This window comes from Paenibacillus sp. FSL M8-0228 (genome assembly GCF_038007385.1).
Lineage (GTDB): Bacteria > Bacillota > Bacilli > Paenibacillales > Paenibacillaceae > Paenibacillus > Paenibacillus polymyxa_D.
Window position 1 is genome coordinate 4,891,781 of sequence record NZ_JBBOXA010000001.1, and the last position, 22,244, is coordinate 4,914,024.

Annotated in this window: 19 protein-coding genes; 8 read left to right on the forward strand and 11 right to left on the reverse strand. The window is 41.9% G+C overall.

The annotated features are described in order from the left end of the window. Positions 1-53: 53 nt before the first annotated feature. Both MKY98_RS22195 and MKY98_RS22200 read right to left on the reverse strand, forming a co-directional pair. Positions 54-1,106, reverse strand: coding sequence for a radical SAM/SPASM domain-containing protein (locus MKY98_RS22195; protein ID WP_069011979.1), 1,053 nt, complete (start codon positions 1,104-1,106; stop codon positions 54-56). Positions 1,107-1,128: 22 nt separating this feature from the next. Then, positions 1,129-2,364, reverse strand: coding sequence for a radical SAM/SPASM domain-containing protein (locus MKY98_RS22200; protein ID WP_069011976.1), 1,236 nt, complete (start codon positions 2,362-2,364; stop codon positions 1,129-1,131). A gap of 284 nt (positions 2,365-2,648) precedes the next feature. Between MKY98_RS22200 and MKY98_RS22205 the strand changes: the two genes are divergently transcribed. Together MKY98_RS22205 and MKY98_RS22210 are read left to right on the forward strand one after the other, a co-directional pair. After that, entirely contained in the window at positions 2,649-3,608 is a 960-nt protein-coding gene (locus tag MKY98_RS22205; protein ID WP_069011974.1) for an ABC transporter transmembrane domain-containing protein, read from the forward strand. A gap of 1 nt (position 3,609) precedes the next feature. Further along, the gene (locus tag MKY98_RS22210; RefSeq protein ID WP_069011972.1) at positions 3,610-4,230 is read left to right on the forward strand and encodes an ATP-binding cassette domain-containing protein; all 621 of its coding nucleotides are present in this window, start codon (positions 3,610-3,612) and stop codon (positions 4,228-4,230) included. Positions 4,231-4,285: 55 nt separating this feature from the next. Here the strand turns inward: MKY98_RS22210 and MKY98_RS22215 are convergent, their stop codons facing one another. From MKY98_RS22215 to MKY98_RS22225, 3 genes are all read right to left on the reverse strand, one after another. Further along, positions 4,286-5,590, reverse strand: coding sequence for a sensor histidine kinase (locus MKY98_RS22215; protein ID WP_069011968.1), 1,305 nt, complete (start codon positions 5,588-5,590; stop codon positions 4,286-4,288). Then, positions 5,591-6,325, reverse strand: coding sequence for a LytR/AlgR family response regulator transcription factor (locus tag MKY98_RS22220; RefSeq protein WP_016820363.1), 735 nt, complete (start codon positions 6,323-6,325; stop codon positions 5,591-5,593). Positions 6,326-6,650: 325 nt separating this feature from the next. After that, positions 6,651-7,673, reverse strand: a complete 1,023-nt coding sequence (locus tag MKY98_RS22225; protein WP_069011966.1) for a S8 family serine peptidase — start codon at positions 7,671-7,673, stop codon at positions 6,651-6,653. A 415-nt stretch (positions 7,674-8,088) separates the two neighbouring features. Here MKY98_RS22225 and traF point away from each other — a divergent pair, with 415 nt between their 5' ends. Then, positions 8,089-8,598, forward strand: a complete 510-nt coding sequence (gene traF, locus MKY98_RS22230) for a conjugal transfer protein TraF (protein WP_069011964.1) — start codon at positions 8,089-8,091, stop codon at positions 8,596-8,598. 88 nt (positions 8,599-8,686) lie between these two features. Here traF and MKY98_RS22235 read toward each other — a convergent pair whose 3' ends face one another. Then, positions 8,687-9,235, reverse strand: coding sequence for a GNAT family N-acetyltransferase (locus MKY98_RS22235; protein WP_069011962.1), 549 nt, complete (start codon positions 9,233-9,235; stop codon positions 8,687-8,689). 260 nt (positions 9,236-9,495) lie between these two features. On the opposite strand from MKY98_RS22235, the gene MKY98_RS22240 reads away from it, so the two are divergent. Then, on the forward strand, positions 9,496-10,470 hold the full coding sequence (locus MKY98_RS22240) for a ring-cleaving dioxygenase (RefSeq protein ID WP_069011960.1): 975 nt from the start codon (positions 9,496-9,498) through the stop codon (positions 10,468-10,470). 158 nt (positions 10,471-10,628) lie between these two features. Here MKY98_RS22240 and MKY98_RS22245 read toward each other — a convergent pair whose 3' ends face one another. The 4 genes from MKY98_RS22245 to MKY98_RS22260 all read right to left on the reverse strand — a co-directional run bounded on the left by MKY98_RS22245 (position 10,629) and on the right by MKY98_RS22260 (position 17,134). Further along, positions 10,629-12,326, reverse strand: coding sequence for a M3 family oligoendopeptidase (locus MKY98_RS22245; protein WP_069011958.1), 1,698 nt, complete (start codon positions 12,324-12,326; stop codon positions 10,629-10,631). Positions 12,327-12,563: 237 nt separating this feature from the next. Continuing rightward, positions 12,564-13,373, reverse strand: coding sequence for a bifunctional hydroxymethylpyrimidine kinase/phosphomethylpyrimidine kinase (gene thiD / locus MKY98_RS22250; protein ID WP_029519291.1), 810 nt, complete (start codon positions 13,371-13,373; stop codon positions 12,564-12,566). Between the two features lie 197 nt (positions 13,374-13,570). Next, positions 13,571-14,977: a DNA-binding protein gene (locus MKY98_RS22255; RefSeq protein WP_069011956.1), complete on the reverse strand. Its 1,407-nt coding sequence runs from the start codon at positions 14,975-14,977 to the stop codon at positions 13,571-13,573. 246 nt (positions 14,978-15,223) lie between these two features. Further along, entirely contained in the window at positions 15,224-17,134 is a 1,911-nt protein-coding gene (locus tag MKY98_RS22260) for a bifunctional 2',3'-cyclic-nucleotide 2'-phosphodiesterase/3'-nucleotidase (RefSeq protein WP_069011954.1), read from the reverse strand. A 216-nt stretch (positions 17,135-17,350) separates the two neighbouring features. On the opposite strand from MKY98_RS22260, the gene MKY98_RS22265 reads away from it, so the two are divergent. From MKY98_RS22265 to phnE (MKY98_RS22280), 4 genes are all read left to right on the forward strand, one after another. Further along, positions 17,351-18,319, forward strand: coding sequence for a phosphate/phosphite/phosphonate ABC transporter substrate-binding protein (locus MKY98_RS22265; protein ID WP_069011952.1), 969 nt, complete (start codon positions 17,351-17,353; stop codon positions 18,317-18,319). 133 nt (positions 18,320-18,452) lie between these two features. Further along, positions 18,453-19,223, forward strand: a complete 771-nt coding sequence (gene phnC / locus MKY98_RS22270; protein ID WP_069011950.1) for a phosphonate ABC transporter ATP-binding protein — start codon at positions 18,453-18,455, stop codon at positions 19,221-19,223. Beyond that, positions 19,220-20,074 carry a phosphonate ABC transporter, permease protein PhnE gene (gene phnE / locus MKY98_RS22275; protein ID WP_029519297.1) on the forward strand — a complete coding sequence of 285 codons (855 nt, stop codon included), beginning with the start codon at positions 19,220-19,222 and terminating at the stop codon, positions 20,072-20,074. Before phnC ends, phnE (MKY98_RS22275) begins: the two co-directional genes overlap by 4 nt. Continuing rightward, positions 20,071-20,868, forward strand: coding sequence for a phosphonate ABC transporter, permease protein PhnE (phnE, locus tag MKY98_RS22280; RefSeq protein WP_013312028.1), 798 nt, complete (start codon positions 20,071-20,073; stop codon positions 20,866-20,868). The genes phnE (MKY98_RS22275) and phnE (MKY98_RS22280) overlap by 4 nt, the downstream gene beginning before the upstream one ends. Positions 20,869-20,953: 85 nt before the next feature. Here the strand turns inward: phnE (MKY98_RS22280) and MKY98_RS22285 are convergent, their stop codons facing one another. After that, positions 20,954-22,084 carry an aminotransferase class V-fold PLP-dependent enzyme gene (locus MKY98_RS22285; RefSeq protein ID WP_069011949.1) on the reverse strand — a complete coding sequence of 377 codons (1,131 nt, stop codon included), beginning with the start codon at positions 22,082-22,084 and terminating at the stop codon, positions 20,954-20,956. Between the last annotated feature and the right edge of the window lie 160 nt (positions 22,085-22,244).

Genomic DNA, 22,244 nt, shown 5'->3' on the forward strand with positions numbered 1-22,244 from the left:
TAAATCTGTATTGTAAAAATCAGCACTTTTTCTTGCATAATTGGTTTTTAGCTTCATTTCGATATAAGAAGATCGAAGTTTTCTAATATATGTTCATACTTTTTCACAGTTGAATAATGTATTCTTTGCATTGCGCAAAATACAGGTGATGATTGATAATAACTTTCAGTTTGTATTTTATTTATAATTTTACACATTTTAGTACGACAATTATTATACATAGCACAACTTGTACAAGTTCCTTGATCTTTTTGATTAATGATATCTAAATCAGATAAACGCTGCTCGACCATACCTGAGACTACATCCCCCATAGAGAATTCTTCGTGACCTACTGCAAGAATACAAGGATAGATATCCCCTGTACTAGATATATGAAAGCTTGTGTGACAGCCGTCGCAGACTCCTCTCGGTCGGAAATACTCATTTTTGAAATTGTACAAGAAATATTGTGCTTTGTTGAAATCTCTATTAACCATGTATGAAAAAATTTCTTCAAGATTTTTCTGATAAACTTTCATTAGTTCTTTGTTCCAGTTCATATCGCTTTCATCTAATGCAAAGGTGACATTGGAGTAACCTCTTTCAGAAAGATACATATAATTGTCAGCTAAATAGGTAACATTATTGGATGTTACTGTCATCCTTACGCGAAAAAATTTTGATTGAGTCTTGATGTAATCTAGGGTTCCAATCACCCTATTAAAACTACCATTTCCATTCTTGTATATCCTATTAAGATCATGACTTTCTTGCTGCCCATCCAAACTAACGGTTAATTGGATATTTTTCAAAACATAGTCAAGTATGTTCTGGTCATGGATGGTGCCGTTCGTTGTCATCATAAAAGTAATGGGGTCAGAAATTCTTTGTTTTAATTCTTCTACAAAATACTGAATTATTGGATAGTTAAGCAGCGGCTCGCCACCATGTAGTGCTATACGTACTCTATCTTTATTCTCAATAGAGGTTGTAGAGAGCATTTTTTCTGTAAATTCAATTGCTTTAGTTGCCGTTTTCTGATCCATTGTTTTTGGAGTCTTATTAACGTAGCAATATTTGCAGCTCAAGTTGCAATTTTCGGTCACCCAATAGGTGAATTTCATGACATCATTCTCCTTTATTAAATTATTCAATATTCCAAACTAATTCTTGAAGTTGCTTCTTTTGTTTTTGACATATGGTATCAAATAATTCTTGATTTTGATGTAAATAATAAATGTTACTTATGCAGTGATGGCAAAATAAATTAACATTGCAGTTCTTGCAAGGCTCAAATTCCCATGGTCTAACAAGACTAATTGGATCGTAATCTGCCCTTTGATTGCCTTTAGCCATTAATTCAATTAAATGATCATCAAACACATTTCCTAGAACAAAATCTTCTGATTCCATCAGTCCTCCACAGGGATAAATCTTTCCGTTTCCTCCTATAAAAATTTCTTTTTTCCCTGGTGAACAAAGTCGGCATGTAACATCTTGGGAGGTTAGATCATCTATAAAGGGTTTCTCAGGAAAAATTTCATCAATGTTTTCTCCTGCTCTTCCAGCCGTTGTTAAGATACGTACAATGGGTTCAACCTTCAAGTTCTCACACAATTCAAGGAACTTTTCCCTTCCTCTATCAAGGGTGTAATTAGTGATCGTCATCGATAAAGCAATTTTTCGTAATCCCTTACACTGGAGCAACTTGATGCTTTGGATCACTCTTTTAAAGACGCCTCTGCCTCTAATTTTCGTACAAGTTTCTTCATCATATCCATCTACACTGAAAGATACTTTATCTACATACTTAAGGAGCTGTTCAGCGTTTTTTTCAGAAATAAAAAGACCATTCGTCGATAGCAGAATAACACCATCAAACTTACGTCTTAGGTAAGCCAAAATATCCAAAATATCCATACGCAGCATAGGTTCGCCACCTGTCACATTAATGGCCTGGGGCTGAAGGATGACGATTTGATCAATAACCTCTTTTACTTTTTCTGTTGTTAAAGCATCGATGAATTTTAAATCAGCTCCAGCGCTGCAATGTTTACATTTTAGGTTGCATTTATTTGTCAAAGCCAGATATACGACATCTAAGGGCTCTTTATAAATATGGGTGAGCTGATCTTCAGTTAGGATACATTGAATATTTACTAATCCATGAAAAAGGTTCGATAAATTTTGGGCAACTTCAGCGTGCGGTGAACCTTCAGTGGGGGTTAGAAATAACTCCGTTTCTCCTGCATTTACCATATCCTTCAAGACATTGAAATAGGATTTGGATGTCTTTAGAAAATGACCTGTTTTTGTATTAGCGATAATAACTTGATGATTATGAAATAACTCATGCAAATAAGGATTAAAAACATACTTCATGACTAATTCTCCTCTCATGCAATTTACTTCCCAACATTAAATACATCATTAATTACTAAGAAAATCATTTATATGTCATATTCCAATGTTTTAATGACAAAATAAACGAGGAATCAGTTGACTTAAACCTACGGAATGTAGTTTATGACAAGAAAATGGTGCTTAGTGTCATGAACAGGGGAATGGGAGATTTAATCTATAGAATGAATAACAGTATATTTCGAAAAAATGAACACTCACATGTATATTTTTTTGTAAGTCACACTGGAGGCGATACAAAGTCAATGTTTACTAAATATAAGTGGATTGTTACAGAGGTATCTAATTTTAAGCTTTTTGTTTTTTTAATTTTAGCTTTCCAAGCCGCAGACGCAATACTCAGCATGATTATTCCGCAATACATCAGTAAAATTGTTGACTCTGGATTAATCTCCAAAGATATCTCCTTAATTGTAAAACTTATAGGAATAGCAACAGGCTTATTTATCCTTTCTCACCTATGTAGTTTACTTTGTGAATTCATTTTTGCCGAATTAGGAAAAAGAATCTCTTATGCTATGAAAAAAAAATTATTAGAAAAATTTTTCGTTTTGCCAGGTGAGACCATTACTTCAAACAACGATAAGCTATTATCCCTGTTTATTAATGACATCGGAATCATCGAAAGATTAGTATCCAATGGTATCCCCATGCTAATATCAAACCTACTTTTTCTCATTGTTATTTGTATTGTATTGCTTTTTTTTAACTACAAATTATTCACACTCGTACTTTTGATTATGCTTTTGACAATGCTAAGTCAAGTATTTTTCAATAAAAAAATTACTCAAAAGACAAAAGACGTTATGAATGCTTATGATGATTCTATTTCTTATATTAGGCATACACTTGGATCACTTCTGTATTCTATTGGAATGGATATAAAAGACTATATTTTGGGAAAGTACATGCCTTTGGAGGGAAAATCACTTGAAGCTAATAGACAGAGGGCAAATACAATTATCGTAGCTTCCACTGTCCCTTCTGTTATTACTTCTGTGGGAAGTGTAATTCTTTTAGGTCTTGGTGCAATTTTAGTAATGGAAGGCCAAACAAGTATGGGGATACTAACGGTGTTTGTCTATTATTCAAATCAGATTATAGGTCCTATAAAAAGTGTGACCAACTATGTGGCTGGTTGGAAGCAAGCCAAAGTGTCTATTGAAAGAATTGAGTCCATTATGAAAGCAGACGAGGTTAAATAAAATGAATATAGAATTTAAAAATGTCAGTTATAGCTATAACGGTTTGGAAAAAGCACTATCCGATGTCTCGTTCTCTATTCATGGAAATCATATTTTTTGTCTTTCAGGACGCAACGGAGCTGGAAAAAGCACACTATTAAAATTACTCACCAAGATTAATTGTAATTATACAGGTGATATCTTAGTGAACGAAAAGGAAATGAGAGAATGGAAACGTAAAGATATTATCAGCAAAATAGGCATATGCTTCCAGGAACCCGTCATGTATGTAGATACGATCTTTAACAATATAACTTTGGGGCAACCAGGCATCCCTATAAGGCAACTGAATTCATATATTGAATTATTGGATACCAAGAAATTTATCGAAGAAAGTAAAAAAGATCAAATAATCGGTAAAAACTTTTCTTTATCAGGAGGGCAACAGCAATTAATTTCGATACTGCGGAATATCTATACTAATAAAGAAGTATTAATTTTTGATGAACCCACTTCAAATTTAGATGGTGTTGTAAAAAAGAACTTTATTGATCTATTAGATGATCTAAAGTACAACCATACCATTATATTAATTACACATGATAGTGAACTAGGGAGTAAATATGAACAAATATTGTTGTAATGCAGGAGCAGGACGTAGCTGCATAAGCGTCTACGCCCTTTCACGAATTCGATTCCTATTCTAAGTCCCATAAAATAATATTGACGCAAAACCGGTCTTCCACGGTCCTTATATCCAGGATTCCTGAGTTTTCTTTTACAATCTGCTTGACACTTTTCAATCCAAAACCGTGATTTTTTCTATTCTTTTTATTACTTATAAAATTACTATTTACAAACAGCGGATTAAACGTATTGGAAATCTCTATATAAAGTTGCTTTGCATGATATTTTATTTTTATATCCATTGTTTTCTTACCTTCAGTTACCTTGTCACAGCCCTCTATTGCATTATCCAGCAAATTACCAAATACAACGGCTATAATATTATTATTTAGAGAAAATTTTTCTGGAAGAAAACTATCAATGCTCACTACAATGCTTTTTTTAGTAGCCAAATTTATTTTCTCGGTGAGTACGTAATTAAGTACATTGTTCGGTGAATATTTCTGAGTTTCAGTACATTTAATATCTGAGAGAATTTCTTCTATAAACCCCTCTGCTGCCTCAACATTATTTTCTTTCAGCAATCCTTTTAAGGTCAACAGTTCATTTCTCATATCATGCCTGATTCTCCGAATTTCTTTTTGCGATTTCTCCAGATTATCATAGTGTTTATTTTCTGCTTTAAGATTGAAGTTTAATAATTCCTGCTCTATCATTTCGCCGTACATTCGGCTTAATTGTTCATAAATAATTAACATGATGATATTGATTGATAAAACACCAATCATAGAAATTACACTTAACCACTCATTTGGGTTCTTACCTGATCTTAAAATCAAATCAAAATGACTGCACAACATGCAAAGAGTTATGATAGGAACTGCAAACAAACACATGTATAAATAATGCAGAGTAGTTTCTCTTTTATAAACATCTATTTTAAAAAGTAAAGGGACCCATAAAAAAAAGAAAAATTTACTGATTTCTGAGAGGAGAGCACCCGCTTCGTAATAATAAGATACATTATCTGATGTAAGGAGTACATTTGGAAAACAAGCATTCATGATGGCGCAACATACTCCTACAGATAAGATTTCAATTGCAATTACAACTGTACCCCAACACAGTTTTGTTGTTATATGATTTTTTGGGTAAAAACAAAGTATAGTGAACACTGGAACAACATTTAGCATAACATCAAATGTTGTTTTCAAAAAGTACATACCGACTACTGTCAGACCTATTAATGCAATCGTAAACAGCCAGATTTTCTCCGTCGAAAGTCCCTTTTTAGTAAATAAAACTTTATTCAGAAATCTACTTATAATGAAAATATCAAAAGAATTTAGTATAAAATCAAACATGACTCTTTCCAATTAGAATCTCTTCCTCATATAATTCATCATTTTTTGTTTAAAATCTTTTTTATACTTTCTACTGATCGGTAGTTCCAAATAAGTTTCCTGAATTTCACCATTTACGATCCGTTTCATCATAATATTTTCGCATTTTATTCCCACAACGTATTTCAGGTTAATGATATACGAAGCATGAATCTGAGTGAAAGCCATCGGATCAAGTTGAGCAAGTATTTGTGAAGTTGTCTGATTACACTTATATTCTTTTGTCTCTGTATAAATATGAGCAGCCCTTCCACTTTTCTCAAAGTACATAATTTCATCTTCGTTTATAATGAGCTTATTTCGTTCATAGCTAAACTCAAAATAACTATGTGAACTATGTAAATAGTGATCAGCTCTTTGAAGAACCTCAAAAAGGGTTTCTTTATTCACAGGTTTCAGTATGTAATCAAAGGTTTGTACTTTAAATACATCTGGCATGTATTCGTCATAATTGGTTACAAAGATAATTACAGCTTTATTGTCAAACTCTCTTACCTTTTTGGCTAAACTAATGCCATCCATATCCGCCATCTCAATATCAAGCAGATAAATATTGTATTCCGTTTTATTCTTAGCTACATATTGCAGCAACTTTTGCCCACTTCCAAAAGTATCTACTTCTACTTTAGTAAAGGGATATTCTAACGTAAACCTCTCCACCCGGGCCAGTTCTACATTTGTATCATCACACAGAGCAATGTTTAACATCCAATCACATCCCTACATACATTAATTATTCTTAATTGTAAAGTATCGTGTATAAGTTAACTTATGAACTTCACATCAATGAATTAATTCTCAGTTGCAAGGAACAATATGATTTTCGGTCATGCCCAGCACAATTCCAATCCCCTCTTTACTGGGTTTATTATGGAGGTTCAAAGTTAACCTTATTTATTATATAGCGCTTACTAATTACATATATAGTATACCATTTCAAGTTTTCTATAATCAAATCTTTTTTCTAAATAAATACATTTTTTATATTTTTATTTAAATACTAAAAATATAGATTTCAAACAGCTTAATTTGATTAAACATCTAGCTCCTCCAAGTATTTCAACAATGCAGCGAGAGAACATACATTTAATATATGTATATTGTGATAATCGTTTAAGGTATGATTCAACTCTTTTTCTAAGCTATTCCAAAAATCATCAAAATTTTTAAAAGTTATTCCCGTCAACTCACAAATAAAAGGAACTTTATATAAAGTATGGATGTCAATTTCAAGATTAGTGGTTTCATAAATCGCCTTTTCTATATACCTGCCAAATTTTTTTACTAAGTTACTATCCATGTCAGCATCAAGGATAGGTTTAAATTCAGCTACTGTCACCTCATATTCCAAAGCACTGCGTTCAAGAATATCATTAACCTCTGAAAACGTGATATCTTTATTATAAATGTCAGAGTTCTTCACCTCAGAAGAGATCAGTTGCATACTTCTCCCCACACAAAGAGCATTCGCTTTAGAAGTACCTTTAAAAAAGGCAAACCGTTCGGCAAGTGTATAGACAAAAATTGGGGCATCATCAAATACAGCTTGAATTTCTTTGTTTTTTGAATATAAAAATGACTCAATTGAACAAAACATTTGCCCATTTACACCAATGACAGTAGGCAGACTAGCTGGATAACTACTCTGACTACCATTTTTTACAGATACAAAAATAAGTTTATTTTGATCTACTAACTGCTGTGTAATTTGGCTAAGTTGCTGATAGTATCCTTCTGAAGTAACCGAAATGCTTATGCAAATATATTTAATATTCAGATTAAGGCATTTCTTCAACGCCATCTGCAAGAGTCTAGTACTCGTTTTCCCTTCTTCATTTGCTATTTTTATGATGTAAAATTGAGCCTCACTAAAAACTTGCATAATCGTATCTGCCACAGATGTTCCATGCCCATGGTCATCCTGAAAATCATTATCCTCGATAATTTCGTTTCCTGAAAATTGAAATCTCACTCCATCTATAACATGTTTACTTAAACTACGATTCGTCATGTCCATTCCAGTATCAATTATGACTACTTGTTTGTTGTTAAACATAGTCTTCACCTATCCTATCAAATTTGTAGAATGCTATATATAAATTAGCACTTTAGTTTGATATAGAATGTGTAAGTGATAAAATAACCAATTTCATGCTATAAAAAGCAAATTTTCGATAAAAATGTATTAAAATTTTAATGTTGACCATTTATAATTACGAGTTACTAGAGTATAGCAAGACGCAAAATGACACAATATGCGCTGATTATTACAGTAATATTTCTACATAGATCAACTGTAGTAACCTTATTCATAGATTAACTACAGCTTAAGAATACAGGCGTTCTGGAAGCAATTAATCTCAATAGTCTGTTAAGGCTCCGTATAAATATTTTAAGAAGGTGATAATCAAAATAATTATATGTCCGAAAAATTAGTTAATCACGTAAAAAAAATAATTTGGAGGTTTCTTATGATAAAAAAACAAAAATTTCTACCGTTCAAAATAGCTTTTATATTTTGTATGTGTTTGACAAGCTTTTTCATTGCTAATGATACTAACTATGCTGCAGAACATAATAATTTTACGACTATAGAACAAAATAAAAATATTCCGACTGTTGAAGAATACGAGAATAATGTAAAAGATTTACCTAGACTTAATGCGAATGAAACCATGGACAAATTCAACTCGGGAGAAGGTTTTTACTTTTATATTGGTAGACCTAGCTGCTCCTATTGTCGTGAATTCTCTCCCATTTTAAAAGAATTTTCTACGCGGATATCACAACCAATCTATTACTACAATATGGATGGTGGGGACTGGGGACCTGTCACTTGGCAATTTCTTAGAGATCATATCGATTTACAAGGGACTCCGACTTTAGCCTATATTAAAGATGGAAAGGTTGTTGTTCAACAAGTGGGCACAGGACCAAATGTAGATGAATTGCTAACTATTTTTGCCAATTGTCCTCAGTAACCTTTCGCATTTCAAAACGATCCAAATCATTGAAACTTTGACTCGCAAGATGGAATTCTTTGAAAAAAGCGTCCTTCTTGCGAGTCTTCTATACTTTAAAATTTAATCGCAATTCCCACTCTTCCCGTAGAAGCCCCATTCGGATCGAATCATAATACTCTCCATTATAATATCTGCACTTGCGAAGCCTGGCTTCGAGGGTCATACCCAGCTTCTCTCCAACCTTCATCATCCGATGGTTTCCTGACCATGTTGTAAAGCCTACTCTTACTAGAGGCAATGTATTAAACAAATGCGTGATCCATAGTCGGAGTACCCTCGTACCATACCCACCGCTCCAATACTGCGAATCAAAGATACCTATCCCCATCTCAAGCCATAGGGACGGCTTATGCTCCCAATAGTAGCTAACCGATCCAATGACCTTACCCTCCACTTCAATGATCCAAAAGTCATCTTGCCCGATTCGCTTTTCCTTCTCTTTTAAATACTCCTCAAAAGAAAGTGGCTTATGTTCATAATAAGGTGCATCCCACTGCTTCCATTCCGGTGCTTCTTCCTTAAAAGTTAACGTCCAAAGGGCATATAGGTCTTCTTCTCTAACGGGCCTAATCGTTAAATCCTTATCCGTATACATTGAGTACACTCCTTTTATAATAAAATTCATTCTATCTACTTTGGGCTATATTGAGCTTTATTGTATCTGCTTTTGCATTATTTCGAATTTCTATTATTGTCCGTCATGAAACTGTATTGTAGCAAGACCGTAATTTAAGTTGACAAACAATCAAAAATAATATATCTTAATATCAAGATAATAAATATAAAGAAAAGTTTTTCGACTGTTTATTTTGTTTAGAAAAACCTAATCATATAAAAACCAAGGAGGATAATGACATGAAACTATTAGGATTGCATCACGTTTCGGCGATTACAGCAGCAGCGGCTAAAAATGTTGATTTTTACACTCAGGTAATGGGACTTCGGTTGATCAAGAAAACGGTGAACCAAGATGATGTTAGTGTGTATCACCTTTTTTACGGAGATGAGCGTGGAACTGCGGGTACAGAAGTCACTTTCTTTGAAATTCCACATGCGGGACAAACTCGTACAGGAAATAACAGCATTTCAGCTCTCTCCCTACGGGTACCAAATGACAAGGCACTGGATTACTGGAAAAACCGCTTCGAGCAGCTGGATGTAAAACATGGCGAAATTACGGATCAAGCGGGGCGCCTGGCACTTTCGTTTGAGGATTTTGAAGGACAACGCTTCTTCCTCGTTTCAGATGAGCATGATCACGGAATGCGCGGCGGCACGCCTTGGGAGAAAAGCCCTGTCCCTGCCGAATACGGCATTGTAGGACTTGGGCCGGTTCATCTGACCATTCCCAAAGCGGAGAATACTATTCTCATCCTTGAACAGGTTATGGGCTTCCGTAAAAAGGGCTCCTATCCTTCCCCTGTTGCTGGACAAGCGGATGTGGTCATCTATGAAACGGGTGAAGGCGGTACAGGAACTGAGGTGCATCTGGAAGAGCGCAACGATCTGCCACAAGAGCGACCAGGACGCGGCAGTGTGCACCATGTAGCTTTCCGTGTTGAAACCGAGGAAGAGCTCAAACAATGGGTAGACCGTATTGGGCAGCTGCAGATTTCCAACTCTGGTTTTGTAGATCGCTTTTATTTCCGTTCCTTGTACTTCCGTGAGCCGAACGGCATTCTGTTTGAATTGGCTACCGATGGACCGGGGTTTGACACCGATGAGGAATTGGAGTTTCTGGGCGAATCCCTATCACTGCCTCCATTTTTGGAGCCGCGCCGTGCTTCGATTGAGGCTAATCTCAAACCACTCAACACCAAACAAGAATAAGGTATATTTGCTCTAAAATCACACAAAGCCGGGACTCCTACATCATGTAGAGGTTCCCGGCTTTTTTTCGTGCAACCGTCCTGCTTTCACCTAAAAAAACATGTCATCTGCAAGCTTTTCAGCTTTAACTGGTAAGCGAAATGCCCTTTTTAGTTAGCTTACAGCTTTTTATCATCCACACTGTTCAGCCATGCTTCGATTTCTCCGATTACTGAGGCAATGCAACCATCTTGGAATGGCGAGATGAGTCCAGCCAGCTCAACCAATCCGGTAAAGGATCGACTTCCCCCAGCACGACACAGCTTCAAATAATCTTCCCACGCTGCTGTCCGGTCGATACTCATGCGTTTCCAGAATTGGAACGCGCACAGTTGCGCGAGTGTATAGTCAATGTAGTAGAACGGAGATTGGAAAATATGCCCCTGTTTGTGCCAGAATCCGCCCTGCTCGAGATATTCGTTGCCTTCATAATCCAGATGCGGTTTATACTTACGTTCAATGGAGCGCCATGCGCTTTTACGTTCGGCTGGGGTCCAATCCGGATGTTCGTATACGGCATGCTGGAATTCATCCACGGCTACGCCGTAAGGCACGAACAGCAACGATGAAGATAGATGTTCAAAGTGATATTTGTCCGTATCTTCCTCGAAGAACAGATTCATCCAGGGCCATGCGAAAAACTCCATACTCATAGAGTGGATCTCAGCCGCCTCCATGGTTGGCCAATGGTACTCGGGAATTTCAAAATGTCGGCTTTCATAGACCTGGAAGGCATGACCTGCTTCATGCGTCAATACGTCGATATCACCGGACGTACCATTGAAATTGGAGAAAATAAACGGCGTGCCATATTCGCTCAAAAATGTACAATAGCCTCCACTTTGTTTTCCCTTTTTGCTGATCAAATCCATTAATCCACGTTCGATCATAAAGCTGAAAAATTCATGTGTTTCCGCTGAAAGCTCCTCATACATACGTGCTCCATTACGAATGATCCACTCCGGGTCACCTTTTGGCGTAGGATTGCCTGACAAGAAGTTGAAGCCTTCGTCGTAATAGCGAAGCTGATCTACTCCAATCCGTTCGCGCTGGCGCTCCTTCAGCTTGGTTGCCAAAGGAACGATGTGCTTCAGCACCTGCTCGCGGAAATTGGCTACCATCTCGGCATTGTAATCTGTACGTCCTAAGCGGGCATAGCCCAATTCTACGAAGTTGTCATAGCCCAGCTTGTGTGCCATGCGCGTACGTACCTTGACCAATTCATCATAAATTCGATCCAGCTCGTCCTCATGCTCACTCATAAATTGATATTTAGCCTCGGAGGCCTGTTTGCGTGTCTCCCGGTTGGTAGCCATTTCAAATGGCAGGAGCTGTGACAATGTGCGTTCTTCCCCCTCGAACGGGATCTTCGCTGAAGCAATCAATTGAGCATATTCCGAGGTCAGCTTATTCTCCTGCTGCAAATCCTCAATAATATCCGGATGGAACGACTTGAGGGCTACCTCGGCAATACTGAAAAGCTGGCTGCCCCATTGATTCTCCAACTCGTTGCGGAATGGAGAATCCACCAATGCCCGGTAGTAATCGGTTACATACTCCTGAATAACCGGCATGAAATCATCAGCGTACTCTTGCTCCGCTTTGTAAAAGGCGTCCTCCGTATTAATGGAGTGCCGAACTTCCACCAATTGCAATTGCGTTTCCACATTACTGCGTAGCTTATTAATCGCATGAATCACTTCATTTTGACGTTCTACGCTGTCCGCTTCACGAAACTGCTGCAACAGCGTTTTAAACCGCTGTTCAATTTCAGGTTGCTCTGGTCGGCTGTAAGCCATTTGGCTGAATAATGTCATTGCTTCGGTTCCTCCTTAAATGTAATAAATCTGATGCCTATTATACAGTACGATTAGACCAAACTGGAAGCCGAAATTCCAATAAAATACAACCTCAAAAGCCGCAATACTATGTATTGCGGCTTTTGAGCCTAATCTAACTTATATATCATAGATGTCGCTGCCTAAAGCAACCTAAATATATATACAGCCTGGTGGGGATTTATAAGTCTCCCTAATGTCGCAGACCTTCATGCTTTATTGGTTTTGCAAACGATGTGCCGCATGCAGGGTTGGACCGACGAATTCATTCAGCTTGAAGCTACCTTCAATGGCCTGTGTAATGAATTTCTTGGCCTGATCCACTGCTTCACGTACAGTCAGCCCTTGTGCCAAACCAGCCGTTACCGCTGCCGAAGTGGTGCAGCCTGCACCGTGGGTAAAGTTTGTTTTTACAACATCGGCTTCAAACCAGTCAAAAGTGATTCCGTCATATAGCAGATCCATCGCTTTACCTGCACGAATTTTGCCACGGTCCTTGATCAGTACATGCTTAGCTCCACGCTCATGGATAATCGCAGCCGCTTCCTGCATCTGCTCCAGTGTCGTGATCGGTCCATTCTTCGCCAGTTGCGAAGCCTCGAACAAGTTCGGTGTTACCAGGTCAGCGCCAGGGATCAACAATTCCAGCATCGCTTCTGTATTTTCCGGCTGAAGCACTTCATCCGTGCCTTTGCAGACCATGACCGGGTCAATTACGATCCGCTTCAGATCATGCTTTTTCAAATGGCTGGCTACCAGCTCGATAATTTCAACGGAACCAAGCATGCCGGTTTTCATCGCATCAAAGCCGATACCTTCCAATACAGTACGCAGCTGCGCTTCTACCACATCCAACGCAACAGGATATACAAGATGGTCCCAGGTTTTAGGCCCCATCGCTACTACGGTTGTCAATACGGTCATACCATATACGCCAAGCTCCTGAAAGGTTTTCAGGTCTGCCTGAATACCCGCTCCACCGCTTGTGTCGGAGCCGGCTATCGTTAATGTTTTGGGAATCGTCATTTGTTCATGCTCTCCTTCACTTTCTGTGCTGCATTTATCCTAATCCCGCTTGCGAAACTTGTCAACGCGCAAAACGATCCTCTCTATGCTAAAAGTCACAAGCGACGGCAGCAGCTAAAAAACGAGAACATCCCCTTTTGAAACGGGAATATCCTCGCAATAACGTGTTATATGAAGAATTTGAATGAAATTTAGAATTATAAATATCCGCCGGTACTGTGATCATAGGCATGATTCTTTTCATTTGCACGTACGCCCAGGCATAGGCTTTGATACAATTGCTGCTGTTCCGGTGTAGCAAAATTCCGATGCTGCTCAAATAAAGCCATACAACCAATGATATGTTCGGTATAGCTATTATCAACAGACAGTTGCAAGCAATGCAGTGTTTGTCCCACTCCCTCGGGGTAATCGCCTTTTCGGAAATAATATTCTGCAAACACCTTACAAAAGGATGCAAAACGAAATGCATTAAAGTGCTTGCGATAATGAGTATCCCATCGTTCCGGTGCAAGCTCCCAGAAGTTCTTGAGTTGCTGACTAAACAGTCCCAGTTCGGCATCCACGAAATAACCGAACCGGTTCGCCGATTCGAGCAAGGTGTTCAAGCCTTCCAATGTCTCATCCGGATGCTCGCGCAGATAAGTAATATATTCATAGATTGCAGAAGTGTTGCCCATTTTAATTTCAATACAAAGTCGGTTGCCCTGTGCATATACACGATGCAGGTTGACCACTTTCCAGCCTTCTTCGTCTAAACCCTCAAACCAGCTCAAATCTGCATAACCTTCAATCCATTGCTTGGATTCCTCATATCTACCCTGAAACTCATAGCAACTGGCCTTGAGCAGATGCCCCTGAGCATAGTAATAAACGAGCGGCTTAAGCAGCTCCAGGTGCTCATCTCCGAAACGGTTCCGATTGCGATACAATGCCTGCGCCAGCTCTCTTAGCTCGTCCGCATACATTTCCATCTCGGACCATTGCATTTTTAAAGCAAACACTTGAGATAGCATATGTAAGCCTTCCAATGCGTAAATTTCCGGTAGACGACTACGGTACAAATGGAATTGTACAGCAGCCTTCAAGTTCCGTTGGTTATCCTTAATCTGAATCTGGAATATACGGAAATAGCTGATCGCCAATCGTTCAGAGTGGGTATACTTCTCACTTTCGATGACACAATCATACAGAAGCATGGAAGCTTCATATCTGCCATCCTCAAACATCGCTTCTGCGGTCTCAAAAATGGCAGGAACGTTCGATAAATCGTCCATCAAATAGCCAAGTACACTGCGTATACACTCCAGCTTGTTCAACTCTGAACAACGCAGGAGAAACGGACGCAACCTCCTCCAGTGCGGCAAGGAATGAATAAAACATTCATCAACATACATCTCGAACAAAGATCCTTCTTCCAATCCCATGGCCTCGGTAATCAGATCAAGCTGATTGACTGAGATCGGCCGTGGCGGGTTCCGATTAAGTATACCGCTAAGTGTACCCGGATTTACCTTGGAAGCATCTGCAAAACATTGCATTGAAATGCCTTCAGTTTGAATATACTTTTCTATTTCTGCGCGGATCGTGGTGTTTTTTTCCAAAGGGACACCCCCTCAAACGAATGATGGTGACTTTTTCATTACCTTTTAAACCAAAATTTGTTTAATCAAAGTATATGTCTATTTATACGAGAGGTCAATAACTTTAAACACGACTCAGGACATATAAAATCACGAGTTTTGTACGATTTTAAATCTGTTTTATGAAAAAAGACCGTCCTCTGAGGGACAGTCTATTTCTATTATTTTGATGCTGTGGACTTATAGGACAAAAACTAGTTAGCAGTTCTACCGTGAACGTCCGAAATCGACGGCAAACTTAGCGTACCCTTCTACCGTTAACCCTTCATAAAGCAACTCCGAATAGGCATTAGCGGCATCCGTTGCTTGCGGCGAGGTCAGGAACGTCACATGCGGACGCCCTGACCATGGGGCGAGGGACCAATGGCCGTCAGCTTTTGGCGTCAACGTCTCCATATGCCGCACGTATTCGGTCAGCACATGACGATTCTCATCCGGTGAAGCAAGTATAATTCGCTCTCCACCCGGATTGACCAGCGCAGAGGAAAACGCGCGATAGTTATTCGTAACAACCAGATAATTTCGCTGCATATCCATCGGTTCGCCATCAAAAGACATCTGAATGATTCTGTGTGCATCTGGGTCCTTTAGGCCCCCGTCAGCATCATATCTGGCTGGCTGTGTTACATCAATCTGATACCTGATGCCGTCGATGATATCGAAATTAAAGCTTGGAAAATCAGAATTAATCAGCTCTTGCTCTTGTTCTGCTGAAGGATCAATTTGCCGGAATTGACCAGCAGACCACTCCAGCCATTCCCGAATTTCCGTTCCGGTCAGTCGAACGACATGCAGCGTATTCGGAAAATTGTACAGATCGGCGATATGCTTGATCGCCAACGTCCCCGCCGGAATATCGGTATAGTACGTTGGGCCATATCTGCCGCCTGTTTTAAAAGGAGCTGCTGCCGACAGAACGGGCAATCCTTCGTACTCGCTCCCTTGCATCTGCTGCTTCGCATACCACATTTGCGCATCATTCACGAGCTGAACCGAAGCATCATCCATCACCTGAGCAAAAAAGCTGTTCACCGCCACCGTCGTCTGACCTACAGGTGCACGAATATACTCCAGTGTTCCGGCGTGCTCTTCTGCTACCGACTGCTGAATGGCAGTATCCGGTTGTACTAGCGCCTCCTTGCGTATCGGATCATACACCGTTCGGACCTCGGCAGCAGATGCAACCACCTGCCACTTTCCTCCACTAAAGGTCAGCTCCAGATCAATGATACCCAGATGATCCCCCCAAAAGCCCGGCTCCACGGCTGGAATATCATGGATGGCACCTCGCTCTAGATCAACACCTGTTTTCCCCATAAACGAAGGTCCAGGGAATACTTTATGGGCATGACCAAACACAATGGCGTCGATCCCTTCCACCCTGCTCAGATGCAGCACCGCATTCTCCATATAAGGTGTTTCGAGAATATCTTCGAAGCCAGCATGGGGCATGGCAATGATCAGATCGGCTCCCGCCGCCTTCATTTGCGGAATAAACCGTCTTGCCGTTTCCAGCATATCTTTGACAATGATTTTCCCCTCCAGCCACGCCTTGTCCCATTGCATAATTTGCGGAGGGACAAAGCCGATGACCCCCACCTTCAATAGATGCTTACTGCCTGCTTCATCCTCTACCGTCTTATCCAGCAATAGATAAGGTGTAAAATAATTTCGTTCTTGTTCTCCTGCTATATAAATGTTGGCATTCACATAAGGAAATTTCGCTCCTTGAAGGCAAGTCTGCAAATATTCCAGTCCATAGTTAAATTCATGATTCCCGATATTGCCCACCTCGTACCCAAGCAGATTCATGGCTTTATAGGCGGGATGCACCGCGCTTGGGTCTTGTTGAAGACGTTGTACAGCATAATCCCCCATCGGATTCCCTTGAATCACATCTCCGTTATCCAGCAGCAGGTGATTGGGCACCTCTGCCCGGGCCGTTTGAATCAGGCTGGCAGTTTGCGCCAGACCGTAATGCAGCGTTTCCTGATCTGTATAATAGTCATAATTCCACAAGCTGACATGCAGATCGGTTGTAACCATAATGCGGAACTTCACCCTCACAGGACCTACATTTTCATGGCCTGCCTTTTCGTTAATATCCAAAATATCCAATCTTGTTCTCTCCCTCAGCTTCGGTCATAGAGCTTGAACAAGTCTAACAGAGCACTGTTAAGAGAATGTTAATATGATAAATTTTACATCATTTTTACCAAAGTCAGGAGTGGTTTTTACCCTAGCAGCGGGACTAGCTGTTAAGATTTGGTTTGTCACAGCATTTACAGGTTTTTAATTTTATTTCGTTATTACTATGTTTAGGGGGAAATTATTTTGTTCAAAAAAGCACTGACCTTGTGCATGACCTTCACACTGGCAGCGGGTCTGGCCGCTTGTGGCTCCAATGCAAGCAATAACAACAGCGTGTCCACTCCGGGTACAGATGGCTCTAAAAACGAAAGCACAGCCTATGTTCCTAAGGAGTTAAAGGTACAGTTCGTTCCTTCTCAAAATGCAGATACGCTCGAAGCCAAAGCCAAACCGCTCGAAAATCTACTGGGTGACAAGCTTGGAATCCCGGTGAAAGTAACGGTATCTCCTGACTACAATACAATCGTGGAAGCCATGTCTTCCAAACAGGTAGATGTAGGATTCCTTCCGCCAAATGCTTATGTACTGGCACACGATAACCGTAAAGCAGCCGATTTGCTGTTGCAAGCTCAACGCTACGGCATTGAAGATGCTACAGGCAAGGACACGACTGAAAAAGTAAACTTTTATAAAGCCATGATCGTAGTGAAAAAGGATTCTCCGATTCAAAGTCTAGCTGATCTGAAAGGCAAGAAGGTTGGCTGGCAAAATGTAACCTCCTCCGCAGGCTACGTGTACCCTGCAGCAGAGCTGAAAAAAGCTGGCGTGGACCCGGACACGGATGTGCAGGGTGTGACAATCAAAGGCCACGATGCTGCTATTCTGGCGTTGTTGAACGGTCAGGTTGATGCGGTAGCTGTTTTCCAGGATGCACGTAACACGGTGAAGAAGGAAATCCCGGATGTATTTGAAAAAACTCGCGTCATTCATTACACAGCTAAAATTCCAAATGACACCGTCAGCGTACGTTCTGATATGGATCAAGCGTGGAGAGACAAGATCAGCCAAGCCTTTATTGACATTGCCAAAGACCCAGCAGGCGGCGAAATCATTAAAGAGATTTACACCCATGTAGGTTATGAAAAGGGCGACGATAAAAACTTCGACTCCGTGCGTGAATACGCCGAAGCTGTTGGTCAAGCAGTTAAGTAACCGGAGCAAGCAAGGTACTGTAATGAAGTAACAGCTACGAAACAGGCTTTACGAATGACAGGGCAGCACCGTCCATGTATTCATGGCGGTGTTGTTTTCATTCCACCCCATCGGGGGAGAAAGTTGGGAGCATATGATCGAATTCCGTAACGTATCGAAAACATACCCGAACGGCACCAAAGGGTTGAACAATATTAATTTGACGATTCAGGAGGGAGAAATGGTCGTCATCGTCGGCTTATCCGGTGCAGGTAAGTCTACCCTGCTGCGTTCCATTAACCGACTGCATGACATTACGTCCGGCGATATTGTCGTGGGTGGCAGGTCCGTCACGTCTGCTGGAAGCAGCGAGCTGCGGCGCATTCGCCGTGACATCGGCATGATCTTTCAAAGTTTCAATCTGGTTAAGCGTTCGACGGTGCTCCGCAATGTACTTTCCGGCCGTGTCGGCTATCATTCGACGCTGCGAACCATTCTCGGCCTCTTCCCGAAGGAGGATATCGAACTGGCACTAACAGCGCTGGAGCGCGTGAACATCCGCGAAAAAGCCTACAGCCGGGCAGATGAACTGTCCGGTGGCCAACAGCAGCGCGTATCCATCGCCCGCGCTCTGGCGCAAGAGGCTAAAATCATTCTGGCGGACGAGCCTGTCGCGTCGCTGGATCCGCTGACCACCCGCCAGGTGATGGATGACCTCCAGCGGATCAACCGTGAAATGCAGATTACGACCATCGTCAATCTGCATTTCATTGATCTCGCGCGCGAATATGCAACGCGGATCATCGGATTGCGCGCCGGAGAAGTGGTCTTTGACGGCACACCGAAGGAGGCTACGGATGAGGCCTTTGCGGAGATCTACGGCCGGGCCATCAAGCATGATGAGCTGCTGGGAGTGGGATCATGAAGCCCGACTCTACTGCCCAGCCGCTCTCTTCGACGCAACCGTCACCGCATGCTGGACCGCCGCAGCCAAGTAAGCCGCCCGCAGGGCCACCTTTGCCAGGACGCTATAAGCGTTACGCCACCTGGATGATCTTTATCGTAGTGCTGGTAGCCTGCTCCATTCATACGGATGCCACGCCTTACCAATTGATCGTTGGCTTACCGGAGATGGGCAAATTGCTGGAGGAAATGTTTCCTCCTGATTGGAGTTACTTGCCTACCATCTGGAAACCGATGCTGGAAACGATCCAGATCGCTATTGTCGGCACGACACTGGGAGCCATATTGGCGATCCCTGTCGCGTTGCTGTGTGCCTATAATGTAATGCCGCGCAAGCTGATTTCGCTGCCGATGCGCACGATCCTGAATCTAGTACGGACGATTCCCGATTTGCTGTTCGCCTCGATCTTTGTGGCGGTATTCGGCATCGGGCCGTTTGCAGGGATGCTCGCCCTGCTCTTCTTCTCCTTTGGCATTATAGCCAAGCTGACCTTTGAGGCGATTGAAGCCATTGATCCCGGACCACTGGAGGCCATGACTGCTGTTGGGGCGAGCCGCATCCAAGTCATCGCCTTTGGTGTGGTTCCGCAGGCTCTGCCTTATTTTGTGTCGTACTTGCTGTATACCTTTGAGGTCAATGTGCGCGCGGCTTCCGTTCTGGGCCTGGTTGGCGCTGGCGGTATCGGTCTGTTGCTTGACCGTTCTCTGGGGCTGTTCCGATATGATCGGGCAAGCATCATTATTCTACTGACCCTCGTCATCGTCCTTGCGATTGATTACGGCAGTAACCTGCTACGGAGGAAATTATTATGAATGATCCTACGCTTCGCAGACCTATTGGCTCCCGCCTGCGCCTATGGGCGATAGCTATTCTGCTAATCATCATTTATATTTGGGCTTTTCGCGGGATGCAGTTTGAAGGATTACAGGGAACGGCCAAAAGTGTCTCTGTCGCTATATTGGACGGCTTCCTTCATCCCGACTGGTCGTTCGTCTACATTCCTGAGGGAGAGGATTTACTGCGCGGGTTACTGGATACGCTGGTCATTTCAGTGCTCGGAACCTTCGTGTCCGCATTTGTCTGTCTTCCGTTCGCCTTTTGGGCGTCCAGCAATATGACCCGTCTGCGTCCCTTGTCAGGTAGCGGAAAATTTGTGCTTAGTGTCATCCGGGTATTTCCCGAAATGATCGTCGCCATCTTGTTTATCAAAGCCGTTGGACCCGGTTCATTTGCGGGTGTGCTTGCCCTCGGCATTCACTCCATAGGCATGCTGGCGAAGCTTTTCTCGGAAACGATCGAAAGTGTCGATCACGGGCCCCAGGAAGCTTTGATCGCGTGCGGTGCCAACCGTTGGCAGGTGATTTTCTTCGCCGTGCTACCGCAGGTGATTCCACAGTTTCTTTCGTATTCGCTTTATCGTTTTGAAATTAACATCCGTTCCGCTACCACGCTCGGTCTGGTCGGTGCAGGCGGTATCGGTACTCCACTACTATTTGCACTCCAAATGCGCAACTGGAACCGTGTAGGCGTTATCTTGCTCGGTATTGTAGTCCTGATCATTTTGACGGATCTGATTTCCGGCTGGCTGCGCAAACGGATCGTATAATTAGAATTCTAAACACCCAAAAAGCCTCTCCTGTGTAAAAAGGGACACGTTATGCTCCCATTCACTCGGAAGAGGCTTTTGCCGTTCAACATCTCTCTGCCAATTCATCTATGATCCGTCGGACTTCCTCTGCCGTATTGTAAAAATGCGGAGCCACACGGATAACATCCTTTCGTGCTGAAACGATCATATTTTGGCTTCTCAATCGCCTCTCTACAGCCGACACGTCGGCTACTTCAACAGCGAGCAGGCTTGGTAATGTGCCTCCCCTGTAAGGTACACGTATGTGTAACCCTTTGCGCCGTCCATGTTCAACGGAAAAATCCAACAACTCACTCATATAGGCCTGAATACTCGTGACTCCAATCTCCAGCAGCAGCTTTAAGGCCGCATTGGCGGCAAAAATGCTAATGAAAGAAGGCAATCCCGTCTCAAAGCGTCGGGCTCCCGCCGCCGGAACCGGGTGAGCAATATCAAACCGGGAAGCGGGCTCCTGCCCAAGCCAGCCCGTAAGACGGGGCTTGAAGCGGTCTATTCGATCCTTGCTTACATAAAGAAAAGCCACGCCCGGAATTCCAAGCATATATTTGCGTGCTCCAGCGACCAGAATATCTACGCCCATTGCCTTTACATCCACTGGAATAATCCCTACAGACTGATAGGCATCCACAAACAGCAACGCCTGATTTCGGTGAGCTATATCTGCAATGGATTTTAAATCCTGCTGAAATCCGTTGGTATAGTTCACTTGTGACACCATAACGAGCGCAGTTTTCTCCGTAACATGCTCCTCATACTGTTCTATTATCACTTCTCCCTCGATGGAGGGGATACAACAGATGTGATCACGGAACATCTCCTGTGCCTGCCAGATGTGTCCCACTGTTGGGAAGTCGGTGTCCGCATACACAATGCCTTCTTTTCCCGATACATAAGGAAGGGCTGTGGCCACCCCGGCAATCGCCTCAGAGGCTGAGGATAGGACCGCAATTTCGTCAGGCTCCGCCCCAATGAGCTTGGCAAAATGCCCTCTGACCTCCTCCAAACGTGCCATAGACAGCTCGCCGTTATGACCGTGTTGCAGCAAACTTCGATGATATTCCTCAATGGCAGCGGAAACCGGCCTCGATACGGCCCCTTGGGAACAGCTCCCTACATGGATATGTGAGGACAGCACTGGAAACAGCTGACGGTAGGACTGAAACGGATGTTTCATTTTTCCCTTCGCTCCTCCTGGGCACACCAACGTGCCTTGATATGATCATTTTATTATCCATATCAGCCACCTTAGAACAAGGGCCTCTCTTCCCATCTTCTCGCCGTTAACAGACGATAGATGCAAAGAGAGGCCCTGAGGGATCATATACAAAATCATA

Bases quoted from the DNA above. Each gene is read 5' to 3' on its own strand.
- MKY98_RS22195 (WP_069011979.1), bottom strand. From the start codon at position 1,106: ATGAAATTCACCTATTGGGTGACCGAAAATTGCAACTTGAGCTGCAAA.
- MKY98_RS22200 (WP_069011976.1), bottom strand. From the start codon at position 2,364: ATGAAGTATGTTTTTAATCCTTATTTGCATGAGTTATTTCATAATCAT.
- MKY98_RS22205 (WP_069011974.1), top strand. From the start codon at position 2,649: ATGTTTACTAAATATAAGTGGATTGTTACAGAGGTATCTAATTTTAAG.
- MKY98_RS22210 (WP_069011972.1), top strand. From the start codon at position 3,610: ATGAATATAGAATTTAAAAATGTCAGTTATAGCTATAACGGTTTGGAA.
- MKY98_RS22220 (WP_016820363.1), bottom strand. From the start codon at position 6,325: ATGTTAAACATTGCTCTGTGTGATGATACAAATGTAGAACTGGCCCGG.
- MKY98_RS22225 (WP_069011966.1), bottom strand. From the start codon at position 7,673: ATGTTTAACAACAAACAAGTAGTCATAATTGATACTGGAATGGACATG.
- traF (WP_069011964.1), top strand. From the start codon at position 8,089: ATGATAAAAAAACAAAAATTTCTACCGTTCAAAATAGCTTTTATATTT.
- MKY98_RS22235 (WP_069011962.1), bottom strand. From the start codon at position 9,235: ATGTATACGGATAAGGATTTAACGATTAGGCCCGTTAGAGAAGAAGAC.
- MKY98_RS22240 (WP_069011960.1), top strand. From the start codon at position 9,496: ATGAAACTATTAGGATTGCATCACGTTTCGGCGATTACAGCAGCAGCG.
- MKY98_RS22245 (WP_069011958.1), bottom strand. From the start codon at position 12,326: ATGACATTATTCAGCCAAATGGCTTACAGCCGACCAGAGCAACCTGAA.
- thiD (WP_029519291.1), bottom strand. From the start codon at position 13,373: ATGACGATTCCCAAAACATTAACGATAGCCGGCTCCGACACAAGCGGT.
- phnC (WP_069011950.1), top strand. From the start codon at position 18,453: ATGATCGAATTCCGTAACGTATCGAAAACATACCCGAACGGCACCAAA.
- phnE (WP_029519297.1), top strand. From the start codon at position 19,220: ATGAAGCCCGACTCTACTGCCCAGCCGCTCTCTTCGACGCAACCGTCA.
- phnE (WP_013312028.1), top strand. From the start codon at position 20,071: ATGAATGATCCTACGCTTCGCAGACCTATTGGCTCCCGCCTGCGCCTA.
- MKY98_RS22285 (WP_069011949.1), bottom strand. From the start codon at position 22,084: ATGAAACATCCGTTTCAGTCCTACCGTCAGCTGTTTCCAGTGCTGTCC.